Source organism: Kitasatospora sp. NPDC127121, assembly GCF_042677305.1.
GTDB lineage: Bacteria > Actinomycetota > Actinomycetes > Streptomycetales > Streptomycetaceae > Kitasatospora.
Window position 1 is genome coordinate 22934 of record NZ_JBHXTQ010000018.1, and the last position, 12187, is coordinate 35120.

The following is a 12187-nucleotide window of genomic DNA, read 5'->3' on the forward strand; positions in this document are numbered from 1 at the left end:
GGCGGGAGGCGCGTGGAAACGACGACGGCGGGGCTCCCCGGTGTGGGGAGCCCCGCCGTCGTACGGTCGACGACCGGTCGACCGGACAGGGCCTAGATGAAGCCGTCCAGCTCGCGCAGCAGCGCGGCCTTCGGACGGGCACCGGTGATGGACTTCACCGGCTCGCCGCCCTTGTAGAGGATCAGGGTCGGGATCGAGATGACGCCGTACTGGGCGGCGGTCGCCTGGTTGGCGTCCACGTCCAGCTTGGCGATGGTCAGCTTGTCGCTGTGCTCGGAAGCGATCTCGTCCAGGATCGGGGCGACCTGGCGGCACGGGCCGCACCAGGTGGCCCAGAAGTCGACCAGCACGGGCTTGTCGCTGTCCAGGACGTCGGCCTTGAACGTCGCGTCGGTGACGGTGGTGGTGGCGCCGGCCACGGGAACTCCTCGGGTTCGGACGGAGGGGGCTGCTGCCAGGAGAACAACGGGCGGGCCCGTTCTGTTTCGCCCTGGCCGGGGCGGGGGTGTTTCACGTGAAACGGGTGTCACACCCCCGCGGGGGTCGGTCGGTGGCGAGGGGGTCAGACCGCCACGGCGGCGGTGGCCTTGGCCTCCAGGTCGTCCAGGGCGGCGAGGTAGCGCTCGGCGTCCAGGGCGGCGGAGCAGCCGGTGCCGGAGGCCGTGATGGCCTGGCGGTAGGTGTGGTCCACGACGTCGCCGGCGCCGAACACGCCCGGGATGTTGGTCCGGGTCGAGGGCGCCTCGACCTTGAGGTAGCCCTCCGCGTCGAGGTCCAGCTGGCCCTTGAACAGGTCGGTGCGCGGGTCGTGGCCGATCGCGATGAACAGGCCGGTGACGGCCAGCTCGCGGGTCTCGCCGGTGGTGGTGTCGCGCAGGGTGACACCGCTCAGCTTCGGGTCGCCGTGGATGGCCTCGACCGCGCTGTCCCACTCGAAGCGGATCTTCTCGTCGGCGAAGGCGCGCTCCTGCATCGCCTTGGAGGCGCGCAGGCTGTCCCGGCGGTGGATGATCGTGACGCTCTTGGCGAAGCGGGAGAGGAAGGTCGCCTCCTCCAGGGCGGTGTCGCCGCCGCCGACCACGGCGATGTCCTGGTCGCGGAAGAAGAAGCCGTCACAGGTGGCGCACCAGGAGACACCGCGGCCGGAGAGCTTGTCCTCGTTCGGAAGGCCCAGCTTGCGGTGCTGGGAGCCGGTGGTGACGATCACGGCGCGCGCCCGGTGCACGTTGCCCTCGGAGTCGGTGACGGTCTTGATGTCACCGGTGAGGTCGACCGAGACGATGTCGTCCGGGATCAGCTCGGCGCCGAAGCGCTCGGCCTGCGCCCGCATGCTGTCCATCAGCTCGGGACCCATGATGCCGTCCCGGAAGCCCGGGAAGTTCTCGACCTCGGTGGTGTTCATCAGGGCGCCGCCGGCGGTGACGGCCCCCTCGAAGACCAGCGGCTTGAGGGAGGCCCGCGCCGTGTAGAGCGCGGCCGTGTAGCCGGCCGGGCCGGAACCGATGATGATCACGTTACGGACGTCGCTCACTGCATCTCCTGGTTCGCATCGCGACCCGCGCTAGGTGCGGGGAGGGCGGTTCTGCTCCGCCGCCCGGGACAACGACTGACCAGTGTCTCGCATTCCCAGGCGGATCAGTACCAGGCGACCGCACTGTGGGAGTGGCGCGGCGCCCTGCTCGTCGATCGCATGGGAACGGAGCCCGGATCCCCTGGGCGCCCGCCCCGGGACGTCAACGGGTGGGCACGGTGCGCTGCAGCACGACCGGGCCGCAGTCGGGGGAGCGCAGGTAGACGTCCGCGAACCCGGGCCGGCCGGGCGCCGGGTAGACCAGGACCTCGACCGGGGCGCCCGCGTAGCTGCCGTGGTCGGTGGCCAGCGGCACGCCCTCGGCGAGGGCCTGGCAGGACGGCGGGGAGGACGGCGGGGAGGCCTGGGTGGTGAGCTCCTGGCGGCCGTCGGCGGGCATCGCGGCGGAGGGCTTGGCGGGCCCGGTCGGGCGCAGCCCGGGGGCGGTGCCCGACCGGGCCAGCAGCTGCTGGATCTGGGCGGCGAGCTGGTCGTCCCGGTACACCGGGCCGGCCCCCGCGGCGTGGTCGGCGCGGGGGCTCTGCGCCGTGCCGGGGCTTGCGCCGGTGCCGAGGGAGGCGGAGGCGGGGGCACCGGCGGACAGGGTCGGGTGCTGGTCGTCCTGGTCGGCCGGGTGCAGCAGCAGGGCTGCGCCGAGGGCGATCGCGGCCAGGGCGGCGGTCGCGCCGAGCAGCAGGCCGGCGCGTCGCCGCCGGGGGCGGGGGCGGGGGCGGCCCGGGCCGGTGGCCGCGGCGGGGGGGGGGGGGGGAGGGGCGGGGGGCCCCGCCGACACCACCCCCGTGGGTGTCGGCGGGCGCACCGGCGGCTCGGGGTCGGCCGCCGGGCCGGGTGCCCAGGTCGAGGTCGGCGACGGGGTGCCAGGTGGCGGCTGCGGCGTCCGTACCGGCCTGCGGGTCGGGCAGGTCGGGGGCGAAGGCGAGGTAGGCGACGGAGACGACGTGCATGCGCGGGTCTCGCTCGGGGGCGCCGTAGGTGCCGAGCTGTTCGAGGTGGACGCGGCAGAGCGCGGCCTCGACTTCGGAGCCGCCGAGCAGGCCGGTCTCCTCGGCGAGTTCGCGGGCGGCGGCCTCGTCCAGGCTCTCCTCGCCGGCGCGCAGGAAGCCGCCGGGCAGGGCCCAGCAGCCCTGGTAGGGCGGGGCGCCGCGCTGGACGAGCAGGACGTGCAGGCCGCTGTGGCGCAAGGTCAGGGCGACCACGTCGACGGTGACGGCGATCGGGGCGTAGGCGCGCGGGTCGTAGGCGGCGAGCCACTCCTGCTCGTCCTGCTCGCTCGCGGGCGTGGTCGGGGGCGGGGTGGACGGGTCGTCCGTTTCCATCACCGGCTCCTCTCCGCGCTCGCCGCCGTACGGGGTGCTGTCGTTCTCTGGCTGAGCACAACGTAGCGATTCCGTTCCCCGGCGGCAAATGGTTTTCCGGGTCCGCGGGGATGCCCGGCTTCTAGGCTGTGAACAGGAACGACCGCGCCCGAGGAGGCCCCATGCCCACTGCTCCCCCGCCGGACTTCGCCGCGGCGCTGGCGGCCGGTCCGCTGGTGCTGGACGGCGGGATGTCGAACCAGCTGGCGGCGGCCGGGCACGACCTCCTCGACGAGCTGTGGTCGGCGCGGCTGCTGGCGGACGCGCCGGAGGCGGTGGTGGCGGCGCACCGGGCGTACTTCGCGGCCGGGGCCGACGTCGCCATCACGGCGAGCTACCAGGCGAGCTTCGAGGGCTTCGCCCGGCGCGGAGTGGGCCGGGCCCAGGCCGCACGGCTGCTGGCGCGCAGCGTGGAGCTGGCCCGGGAGGCGGCACGGGCCGAGCCGGGCGGGCGGCGGCGCTGGGTCGCGGCGTCGGTGGGGCCGTACGGGGCGGTGCTGGCGGACGGTTCGGAGTACCGGGGCCGGTACGGGCTGAGCACCGCGGAGCTGGTGGCCTTCCACCGGCCGCGGCTGGAGGCGCTGGCGGCGGCCGGGCCCGACGTGCTGGCGCTGGAGACGGTGCCGGACGCGGACGAGGCGCGGGCACTGCTGGAGCTGGTGCGCGGGCTGGGCGTGCCGGCCTGGCTGTCGTTCAGCGTGGCGGGCGACCGGACCAGGGCGGGCCAGCCGCTGGCGGAGGCGTTCGCGCTGGCGGCCGGGGTGGACGAAGTGCTGGCGGTGGGCGTGAACTGCTGCACCCCGCAGGACGCGGACCGGGCGGTGGCGCTGGCGGCCGAGGTGACCGGCAAGCCGGTGGTGGTGTACCCGAACAGCGGGGAGGAGTGGGACGCCGCGCGCCGGGACTGGCGCGGCGAGCCGACGTTCCGCTCGGCCCGGGTGGGCGGCTGGCTGGCGGGCGGCGCACGGCTGGTGGGCGGCTGCTGCCGGGTGGGGCCGGACGGGATCGCCGCGCTGGCGGCGGAGGTCGCGGTGCGCCGGGGGCGCTCGAACGACGTCGGGGAGTGAGGGACGTCTGAGTGTGAGCGGCGCGGCGGGCGGCGGAGGTTAACGGACGGCCGAGCGCGGGTTACCGAGGGGGAAGGTGCACGGACCGGCGACGGCCTGGCAGACTCGTCCCGTTACCACTGCGGTCGACAATGTCGACCGCCTGTCAGCGCGGAGGTCCCCATGCCCGGCCCGATCCAGTCGCTCTCCCGGGCCGCCGCGATCTTGCGCCTGCTGGCCGGCGGTGAGCGCCGCCTGGGCCTGTCCGAGGTCGCGACGGCGCTGGAACTCGCCAAGGGCACCGCGCACGGCATCCTGCGCACGCTCCAGCAGGAGGGGTTCGTCGAGCAGGACCCGGAGAGCGGCAAGTACCAGCTGGGCGCCGAACTGCTGCGGCTGGGGCAGAGCTACCTGGACGTGCACGAGCTGCGGGCACGGGCGCTGGTCTGGGCGGACGACCTGGCCCGGGCGGCCGGCGAGACCGTCTACCTGGGGGTGCTGCACCAGCAGGGCGTGCTGGTCGTGCACCACGTCTTCCGGCCGGACGACACCCGGCAGGTGCTGGAGGTCGGCTCGATGCAGCCGCTGCACAGCACCGCGCTGGGCAAGGTGCTGCTGGCCTACGACCCGGTCGCGCGCGGCGAGTTGGGCGACGGGCCGTACGAGTCGTACACCCTGCGGACACTGACCGAGGCGGCCGACGTGGACGCCGAGTGCGCGCTGATCCGTGAGCGCGGCTGGACGGACTCGATCGAGGAGACCTGGGAGGGCGTGGCCTCGATCGGCGCGCTGATCCAGGACCGGCGGCGCAACCCGGTGGGCGCGGTGTGCATCAGCGGCCCGGTGGAGCGGGTCTGCGAGGACGGCTTCGTGAAGCCGTCGCTGGTGGCCTCGGTGCGCAGCGCGGCACGGGCGATCTCGCGCGATCTGGGCGCCGGGCGCTTCTGAAACCCCGGGCCGCACCGGCGGCCACATCGTCACGCTGAGGCGCGGACGGGCATCGGCCTGTCCGCGCCTTGGCGTTTTGCCCCGGTTTGGCCCGCTCCGCTGGGTAACTTCGGGGGAAGGGTCACAGCTCCGTAACCCTGCCTTGACGCGAGGGCAACCAGGGGAGGAAGCTTCCGCATAACGGTCGACATTGTCGAACGATGGCCGGGAAGATCAATCCCCCGATGCGCTCACCCGCACAACGATCGGCCGGCCGCCCCCACCCACACCTCCGGGCCATATGGACAAGGGAGTCTTTGTGTCCGCGTTCTCCAACGGCGACGTCTTCGTCGGCGAAACCCTCGGCACCGCCGCCCTGATACTTCTCGGTGGCGGCGTCTGCGCCGCCGTGACCCTCAAGAAGTCGAAGGCCCTCAATGCCGGCTGGCTGGCGATCACCTTCGGCTGGGGCTTCGCGGTCCTGATCGCCGCCTACATCTCGGCTCCGAAGTCCGGCGCCCACCTCAACCCGGCCGTCACCATCGCGCTCGCCATCAAGAGCGGCGACTGGAACCAGGTGCCGCTCTACCTCGGCTCCCAGTTCCTCGGCGCGATGATCGGCGCCGTGCTGGTCTGGCTCACCTACCTCGGCCAGTTCCAGGCCAACGAGGAGCCCACCCTCGGCATCTTCTCGACCGGGCCCGAGATCCGGAACCCGATCCAGAACGTCGTCACCGAGGTCATCGGCACCTTCATCCTCTGCATGGCGATCCTCACCCTCGGCAAGAACGACGGTCTGGCCGCCGGCGGCCTCAGCACCCTGATCGTGGCCCTCACGGTCGTCGGCATCGGCCTCTCGCTGGGCGGCCCCACCGGCTACGCGATCAACCCGGTCCGCGACCTCGGCCCGCGCATCGTGCACTCGCTGCTGCCCATCCCGAACAAGGGCGGCTCCGACTGGTCGTACGCCTGGGTTCCGGTCGTCGGCCCGCTGATCGGCGGCGCGCTGGCCGGCGGTCTGTACAACGCGATGTTCTAAAGGGCCGGGTTCGAACCCGCCGAGCACGGGGACCGACCACTACGTCGGGCCCACCCACCCCGAACCCCCGAATCCTGAGCCGAGGACCCTCTGATGACCTCCACTGGCAACTACATCGCCGCGATCGACCAGGGCACCACCTCCAGCCGCTGCATCATCTTCGGCGCCGACGGCCGGATCGTCGCCGTCGACCAGCAGGAGCACCGGCAGATCTTCCCGCAGCCCGGCTACGTCGAGCACGACGCCGCCGAGATCTGGACCCGGGTGCAGTCGGTCGTCCGCGGCGCGCTGGAGAAGGCCGGCCTGACCAAGGACGACATCCGCGCGATCGGCATCACCAACCAGCGCGAGACCACCGTCCTGTGGGACAAGAACACCGGCGAGCCGGTCCACAACGCGCTGGTGTGGCAGGACACCCGCACCGAGGGCCTCTGCCGCGAGCTCGGCCGCAACGTCGGCCAGGACCGCTTCCGCCGCGAGACCGGCCTCCCGCTCGCCAGCTACTTCGCCGGCCCGAAGATCCGCTGGCTGCTGGACAACGTCGAGGGCCTGCGCGAGCGCGCCGAGGCCGGCGACATCCTGTTCGGCACCATGGACACCTGGGTGATCTGGAACCTCACCGGTGGTGTCAACGGCGGCAAGCACGTCACCGACGTCACCAACGCCAGCCGCACCATGCTGATGAACCTGCACACCCTGCAGTGGGACGACAAGATCGCCGAGTCGATCGGCGTGCCGATGGCCGTCCTGCCGGAGATCCGCTCCTCCGCCGAGGTCTACGGCGAGGCCGTCGGCGACCTGGCCGGCGTCCCGGTCGCCTCCGCGCTCGGCGACCAGCAGGCCGCGCTGTTCGGCCAGACCTGCTTCGACGAGGGCGAGGCCAAGTCCACCTACGGCACCGGCACCTTCCTGCTGCTCAACACCGGCGAGAAGATCGTCAACTCGTACCACGGCCTGCTGACCACCGTCGGCTACCGGATCGGCGACCAGGCCCCGGTCTACGCCCTGGAAGGCTCGATCGCCGTCACCGGCTCGCTCGTCCAGTGGCTGCGCGACCAGCTCGGCATCATCTCCACCGCCGCCGAGATCGAGACCCTCGCCAACACCGTCGAGGACAACGGCGGCGCCTACTTCGTCCCGGCCTTCTCCGGCCTGTTCGCCCCGTACTGGCGCTCCGACGCCCGCGGTGTGATCGCCGGCCTGACCCGGTACGTCACCAAGGGCCACCTGGCCCGGGCCGTCCTGGAGGCCACCGCCTGGCAGACCCGCGAGGTCGTCGACGCCATGCAGAAGGACTCCGGCGTCGAGCTCACCGCCCTCAAGGTCGACGGCGGCATGACCAGCAACAACCTGCTCATGCAGAACATCGCCGACGTCCTGGACGCCCCGGTCGAGCGCCCGTACGTGGCCGAGACCACCGCCCTCGGCGCCGCCTACGCGGCCGGGCTCGCCGTCGGCTTCTGGACCGACCTCGACACCCTGCGGGCCAACTGGCACCGCGCCGCCGAATGGACCCCGCGCATGGACGAGGCCACTCGCGAGCGCGAGTACAAGAAGTGGCTCAAGGCCGTGGAGCGCACCATGGGGTGGGTGGAGGAAGAAGAGACCGACTGACCGACAAGCCGGTCGGGGCCCCGAGCCCCGACCGGCCGCCCGCCGTTCCGGCAGCGGGTGTCACCGCGTTTCACCGGCCCGCCGCACCGGGCCGACCGGCCTCTCAGCAGAGGCCGCACCGCACACGAGAGGAGTAACGGCGCCGCCTGACCCGCGCGCCGTACACAACCACCATGGCAACCATCCCGACCCTGGGCGCCGAGCGCACCGCCGGCCGCACCGCCTCCCGCGCCGAGACCCGTGAGCTGCTCGGCAAGGCCACCTACGACCTGCTGGTGATCGGGGGCGGCATCCTCGGCACGGCCGTCGCCTGGACCGCCTCCCAGGCCGGACTCAAGGTCGCCATGGTCGACGGCGGCGACTTCGCCGGCGCCACCTCCAGCGCCTCCTCCAAGCTCGTCCACGGTGGTCTGCGCTACCTGCAGACCGGCGCGGTCAAGCTCGTCGCCGAGAACCACAAGGAGCGCCGCGCGCTCGCCACCGACGTCGCGCCGCACCTGGTCAACCCGCTGACCTTCTTCGTGCCGGTCTACAAGGGCGGCCCGCACAGCGCGCCCAAGCTCGGCGCCGGCGTCTTCCTGTACTCCGCGCTGTCCGCCTTCCGCGACGGCATGGGCCGGGTCTCCACCGCCGCGCACGCCGCCCAGCAGGTGCCCGCGCTGCGCACCGAGGGCCTGCGCTCGGTGGCCGTCTACGGCGACCACCAGATGAACGACTCGCGCGTCGCCGTGATGACCGTGCGCGCCGCCGTCGACGCCGGCGCCGTGGTGCTCAACCACGCCGAGGTCACCGGCCTGCGCTTCACCGGCGGCCGGGTCACCGGCGCCGAGCTGCGCGACCGCCTGGACGGCACCGAGTTCGGCATCGACGCCCGCCTGGTGCTCAACGCCACCGGCCCGTGGGTGGACCACCTGCGCAAGATGGAGGACGCCGGCGCCGCGCCGTCGATCCGCCTCTCCAAGGGCGCCCACGTGGTGGTCAAGCGCCGGGCGCCGTGGCGCGCCGCGCTGACCATCCCGATCGACAAGTACCGCGTCTCCTTCGCCATCCCGTGGGAGGACCACGTCCTGCTCGGCACCACCGACGAGGAGTACACCGGCGACCCGAAGGACGTCCGGGCCACCGAGGCGGACATCGACCAGATCATGGGCGAGGCCGCGCACGCCATCCGCGACGAGCACCTCGACCGCGACCTGATCACCTACTCCTTCGCCGGCCTGCGGGTGCTGCCCGGCGGCCCGGGCGACACCGCCGCCGCCAAGCGCGAGACGGTCGTCACCGAGGGCAAGGGCGGCATGCTGTCGGTCGCCGGCGGCAAGTGGACCACCTACCGCCACATCGGCCGCACCGTGCTGGAGAAGCTGGCGCACGTGCCCGGCACCAGCCTCGGCGAGGACATGTCCCCGATCGCGGCGACCGTGCCGCTGCCGGGTGTCGGCGCGCCGAACGCCGTCGCGCACCGGCTGCTGATCGACCGCGACCCGGGCTCCCGGATGGAGCCGCTGGTGGCCAAGCACCTGGCCAGCCACTACGGCACGCTGTCCTTCGAGATCGCCCGCATGATCGACGAGAACCCGGAGCTGGGCCGGCCGATCCACGAGGACGGCCCGGACGTCTGGGCGCAGGTCGCCTACGCGGCCGACAGCGAGTGGGCGTACACGGCGGACGACGTGCTGCGGCGCCGCACCACGATGACCGTGCGCGGGCTGGACACGCCGGAGATCCGGGACGAGGTCGAGGCCTTCCTCGCGAAGCGCGGAACCAAGTAGGCACAGCCTCGCGAAGCGCGGAACCAAGTAGGCACAGCCTCGCGAAGCGCGGAACCAAGTAGGCACAGCCAGCTAGGCACAGCCTCGCGAAGGGCGGGCACCCGGGTTTTCCGGGTGCCCGCCCTTCGCGCATGATTCTCCCTGATGACGATCTTGTCTGGATTTCGGACCGCCCGCCGCGCCGCAGGTCTGCCTGCGGCGGGCCTCGCGGTCGCGCTGCTCACCGGGTGCTCCGGCGGGGCCTCGGAGGCCGAGCTGGCGTACAAGGCCGACTACGCCGCCCATCCGCACCTGCGGGTGACGGGGTACCCGTCCACCGGCACGCTCGGCGTGGTCCAGCAGCTGGTGTGGCGGCTCGCCGAAGGGGCCGAGGGGCGGCTGGCGGAGCTCGGCGCCTCGGACGGCGGGGACAACGGGGACAGCGGGGACGCTTCGGCGGCCTGGGTCCGCGAGTACGGACGGGGCGCCCAGGGGGCCGTCACGGCCGACTTCCAGGACGACCCTGCCGAGCGGCAGACCGTGGTGCTGACCTTCCACGACACCGGGCAGGTGAAGGAGCTGGTGCTCCGGCCCGGCGGCCGCGACGGCGGCGACGGTTGGCGGGTCGTGCTGCGGTAGCTGTCGGGGCCGCTGGGCTGGGCCCCGGCCGTCGGGCACGCCCGAGGGGCGGCACCCGTGCGGTACGGGTGCCGCCCCTCGGCGGATGTCGGCGGCTTCAGGCGCTGTCCGGCCTAGATGATCAGGCTGAGCGGCATGATCAGGGCGATGGCGACGACCGAGATCACCGTCTCCATCACCGACCAGGACTTCAGCGTCTGCCCGACGCTCATCCCGAAGTACTCCTTCACCAGCCAGAAGCCGGCGTCGTTGACGTGCGACAGGAAGAGCGAGCCGGCGCCGATCGCCAGGACCAGCAGGGCCGCGTGGGTGGAGGACATGTCGGCGGCGAGCGGGGCGACGATGCCGGCGGCGGTGATGGTGGCGACCGTCGCCGAGCCGGTGGCCAGGCGGATCAGCACCGCGATCAGCCAGCCGAGCAGCAGCGCCGAGATGTGCCACTTGCTGGACCACTCGCTCACCGCGTTGCCGACGCCCACGTCGATCAGGGTCTGCTTGAAGCCACCGCCGGCGCCGACGATGAACACGATGCCGGCGATCGGGCCGAGCGACTTGCCGACGGTGTCGGAGATCCGCGCCTTGTCGAAGCCGGCCGCCTTGCCGAGGGTCAGCATGCCGAGCAGGGTGGCGGCGAGCAGCGCGATCAGCGGCGAGCCGATGAAGTCGAACACCCGCTGGCCCAACGCCTTCGGGTTGTCGATCACCACGTCGGTCAGGGCCTTGCCGAGCATCAGCACGACCGGCAGCAGGATGGTCGCCAGCACCGCGCCGAAGGACGGGGTGTGCTCGGGCTTGGCGCTCTCCTCGGGGGCGGTGGCCTTCGGGATCTCCAGCGGGCCGACCCAGCGCTCGGCCAGCCGGGAGAACAGCGGGCCGGCCACGATCAGGGTGGGCACGGCGATCAGCAGGCCGAGCGCCAGGGTGATGCCGAGGTCCGCCTTCAGGGCGTCGACGGCGACCAGCGGGCCGGGGTGCGGGGGCACCAGGCCGTGCAGCACGGACAGGCCGGCCAGCGCGGGGATGCCGATCCGCATCAGCGGCACGTTGCCGCGGCGGGCGACCAGCAGCACGATCGGGATCAGCAGGACGACGCCGACCTCGAAGAACAGCGGCAGGCCGAGGACGGCGGCGATCAGCGCCATCGCCCAGGGCAGCGCCTTGTTGCCCGACCGGGCCAGCACGGTGTCCGCGATGATGTTGGCGCCGCCGGAGTCGGCGAGCAGCTTGCCGAGCATCGCGCCCAGCCCGATCAGCAGGCCGACGCCGGCCACGGTGGAGCCGAAGCCCGTGGAGAAGCTGTTGAGCAGCTTGTCGAACGGGGCGCCCGCGACGGCGGCCAGCAGGCCGGAGCCGAGCGTGAGGGCGAGGAAGGGATGCAGCTTCAGCTTGGTGATCAGTAGGACGATCACACCGATGCTGAGCAGGACCGCGATCAGCAACTGGGAGTCGCTGCTGGTGTGCGGCAGGGCCGGTGGGGCGGCCGCGAGCAGAGTGGGGGACATACTCACGCGAGGTCTCCATTGACCGGCCGCAGCAACGCCACGGCCATCTCGACGAGTTCTTCGGGGGACGGACCGACGTCCAGGACGGCGCCGCGCTCGTGCGCGCCCAGGGGTTCCAGGGCGGCGTACTGGGAGTCGAGCAGCGACGGCGGCATGAAATGGCCGGTGCGGTGGGCGAGCCGGTCCTCGACCAGCTCGTGACCGCCGCTGAGGTGCAGGAAGTAGGCACCCGGGCAGGCCGCGCGCAGGGTGTCGCGGTAGCGGTGCTTCAGCGCCGAACAGGTGACCACGCCGCCGGTGCCGTCCTCGGCCCGCTCCTTGAGCCAGGCGCCGACGGCGCGCAGCCAGGGGGCGCGGTCCTCGTCGTCCAGCGGGATGCCGGCCGACATCTTGGCGATGTTGGCCGCCGGGTGGAAGTCGTCCGCCTCCGCGTAGGGGAGGTCGAGTCGTTCGGCCAGCAGGCGGGCCAGGGTGGTCTTGCCGACACCGGAGACGCCCATCACCACGATGGTGAGAGGGCCCGCCGGTGTCACTGCCGGGAAGTCGTGGTTCTCGACGCTGAGAGCCATGGGTGGTGCTCCTTCGTTGCCTGGCCGCCACTATCGCCTCAAAGATATGACGTATTCAAGTGGTGGAAACCAAATCGTCATACTTTTGAGCTGTGGGGTAGATCGCAGGGCGCGGGACCCGGTACGCGCCGGTGGTGACGGCGGGACGGGCGTCTAC

11 protein-coding genes and 1 pseudogene are annotated in these 12187 nt (G+C 72.7%); 6 read left to right on the top strand and 6 right to left on the bottom strand.

Annotated features, from left to right (window positions below; all coding sequences use genetic code 11):
- Positions 1 to 92: 92 nt before the first annotated feature.
- The 4 genes and pseudogenes from trxA to ACFVHI_RS12270 all read right to left on the bottom strand — a co-directional run.
- Positions 93 to 419: a thioredoxin gene (trxA, locus tag ACFVHI_RS12255; protein WP_063348470.1), complete on the bottom strand. Its 327-nt coding sequence runs from the start codon at positions 417 to 419 to the stop codon at positions 93 to 95.
- A gap of 143 nt (positions 420 to 562) precedes the next feature.
- Entirely contained in the window at positions 563 to 1531 is a 969-nt protein-coding gene (gene trxB / locus ACFVHI_RS12260) for a thioredoxin-disulfide reductase (protein WP_063348471.1), read from the bottom strand.
- A 202-nt stretch (positions 1532 to 1733) separates the two neighbouring features.
- Positions 1734 to 2363, bottom strand: coding sequence for a hypothetical protein (locus tag ACFVHI_RS12265; RefSeq protein WP_380338411.1), 630 nt, complete (start codon positions 2361 to 2363; stop codon positions 1734 to 1736).
- A gap of 121 nt (positions 2364 to 2484) precedes the next feature.
- Positions 2485 to 2907, bottom strand: a pseudogene (locus ACFVHI_RS12270) (NUDIX domain-containing protein); the annotation flags it as partial.
- Between the two features lie 161 nt (positions 2908 to 3068).
- On the opposite strand from ACFVHI_RS12270, the gene mmuM reads away from it, so the two are divergent.
- The 6 genes from mmuM (at position 3069) to ACFVHI_RS12300 (ending at position 9959) form a co-directional block, all read left to right on the top strand.
- Positions 3069 to 4013, top strand: coding sequence for a homocysteine S-methyltransferase (gene mmuM, locus ACFVHI_RS12275; protein WP_380338300.1), 945 nt, complete (start codon positions 3069 to 3071; stop codon positions 4011 to 4013).
- Positions 4014 to 4175: 162 nt separating this feature from the next.
- A complete protein-coding gene (locus ACFVHI_RS12280; RefSeq protein WP_063350192.1) occupies positions 4176 to 4940 on the top strand; it encodes an IclR family transcriptional regulator in 765 nt (254 codons plus the stop codon).
- A 280-nt stretch (positions 4941 to 5220) separates the two neighbouring features.
- Positions 5221 to 5958 carry an MIP/aquaporin family protein gene (locus ACFVHI_RS12285; protein WP_063350191.1) on the top strand — a complete coding sequence of 246 codons (738 nt, stop codon included), beginning with the start codon at positions 5221 to 5223 and terminating at the stop codon, positions 5956 to 5958.
- Between the two features lie 93 nt (positions 5959 to 6051).
- Positions 6052 to 7572 carry a glycerol kinase GlpK gene (glpK, locus tag ACFVHI_RS12290; RefSeq protein WP_063350190.1) on the top strand — a complete coding sequence of 507 codons (1521 nt, stop codon included), beginning with the start codon at positions 6052 to 6054 and terminating at the stop codon, positions 7570 to 7572.
- 173 nt (positions 7573 to 7745) lie between these two features.
- Positions 7746 to 9341 (top strand): glycerol-3-phosphate dehydrogenase/oxidase, encoded by a 1596-nt coding sequence (locus tag ACFVHI_RS12295; RefSeq protein ID WP_063350189.1) that lies wholly within the window; start codon positions 7746 to 7748, stop codon positions 9339 to 9341.
- A gap of 144 nt (positions 9342 to 9485) precedes the next feature.
- Positions 9486 to 9959: a hypothetical protein gene (locus tag ACFVHI_RS12300; protein ID WP_380338305.1), complete on the top strand. Its 474-nt coding sequence runs from the start codon at positions 9486 to 9488 to the stop codon at positions 9957 to 9959.
- 113 nt (positions 9960 to 10072) lie between these two features.
- Here the strand turns inward: ACFVHI_RS12300 and ACFVHI_RS12305 are convergent, their stop codons facing one another.
- Positions 10073 to 11461 (bottom strand): gluconate:H+ symporter, encoded by a 1389-nt coding sequence (locus ACFVHI_RS12305; protein WP_063350187.1) that lies wholly within the window; start codon positions 11459 to 11461, stop codon positions 10073 to 10075.
- Positions 11462 to 11463: 2 nt separating this feature from the next.
- On the bottom strand, positions 11464 to 12030 hold the full coding sequence (locus ACFVHI_RS12310) for a gluconokinase (RefSeq protein WP_380338308.1): 567 nt from the start codon (positions 12028 to 12030) through the stop codon (positions 11464 to 11466).
- Between the last annotated feature and the right edge of the window lie 157 nt (positions 12031 to 12187).

Coding starts and splice junctions, on each gene's coding strand:
- mmuM (WP_380338300.1), top strand. CDS start 3,069: ATGCCCACTGCTCCCCCGCCGGACTTCGCCGCGGCGCTGGCGGCCGGT.
- ACFVHI_RS12310 (WP_380338308.1), bottom strand. CDS start 12,030: ATGGCTCTCAGCGTCGAGAACCACGACTTCCCGGCAGTGACACCGGCG.
- ACFVHI_RS12285 (WP_063350191.1), top strand. CDS start 5,221: ATGGACAAGGGAGTCTTTGTGTCCGCGTTCTCCAACGGCGACGTCTTC.
- ACFVHI_RS12300 (WP_380338305.1), top strand. CDS start 9,486: ATGACGATCTTGTCTGGATTTCGGACCGCCCGCCGCGCCGCAGGTCTG.
- glpK (WP_063350190.1), top strand. CDS start 6,052: ATGACCTCCACTGGCAACTACATCGCCGCGATCGACCAGGGCACCACC.
- ACFVHI_RS12305 (WP_063350187.1), bottom strand. CDS start 11,461: ATGTCCCCCACTCTGCTCGCGGCCGCCCCACCGGCCCTGCCGCACACC.
- ACFVHI_RS12295 (WP_063350189.1), top strand. CDS start 7,746: ATGGCAACCATCCCGACCCTGGGCGCCGAGCGCACCGCCGGCCGCACC.
- ACFVHI_RS12280 (WP_063350192.1), top strand. CDS start 4,176: ATGCCCGGCCCGATCCAGTCGCTCTCCCGGGCCGCCGCGATCTTGCGC.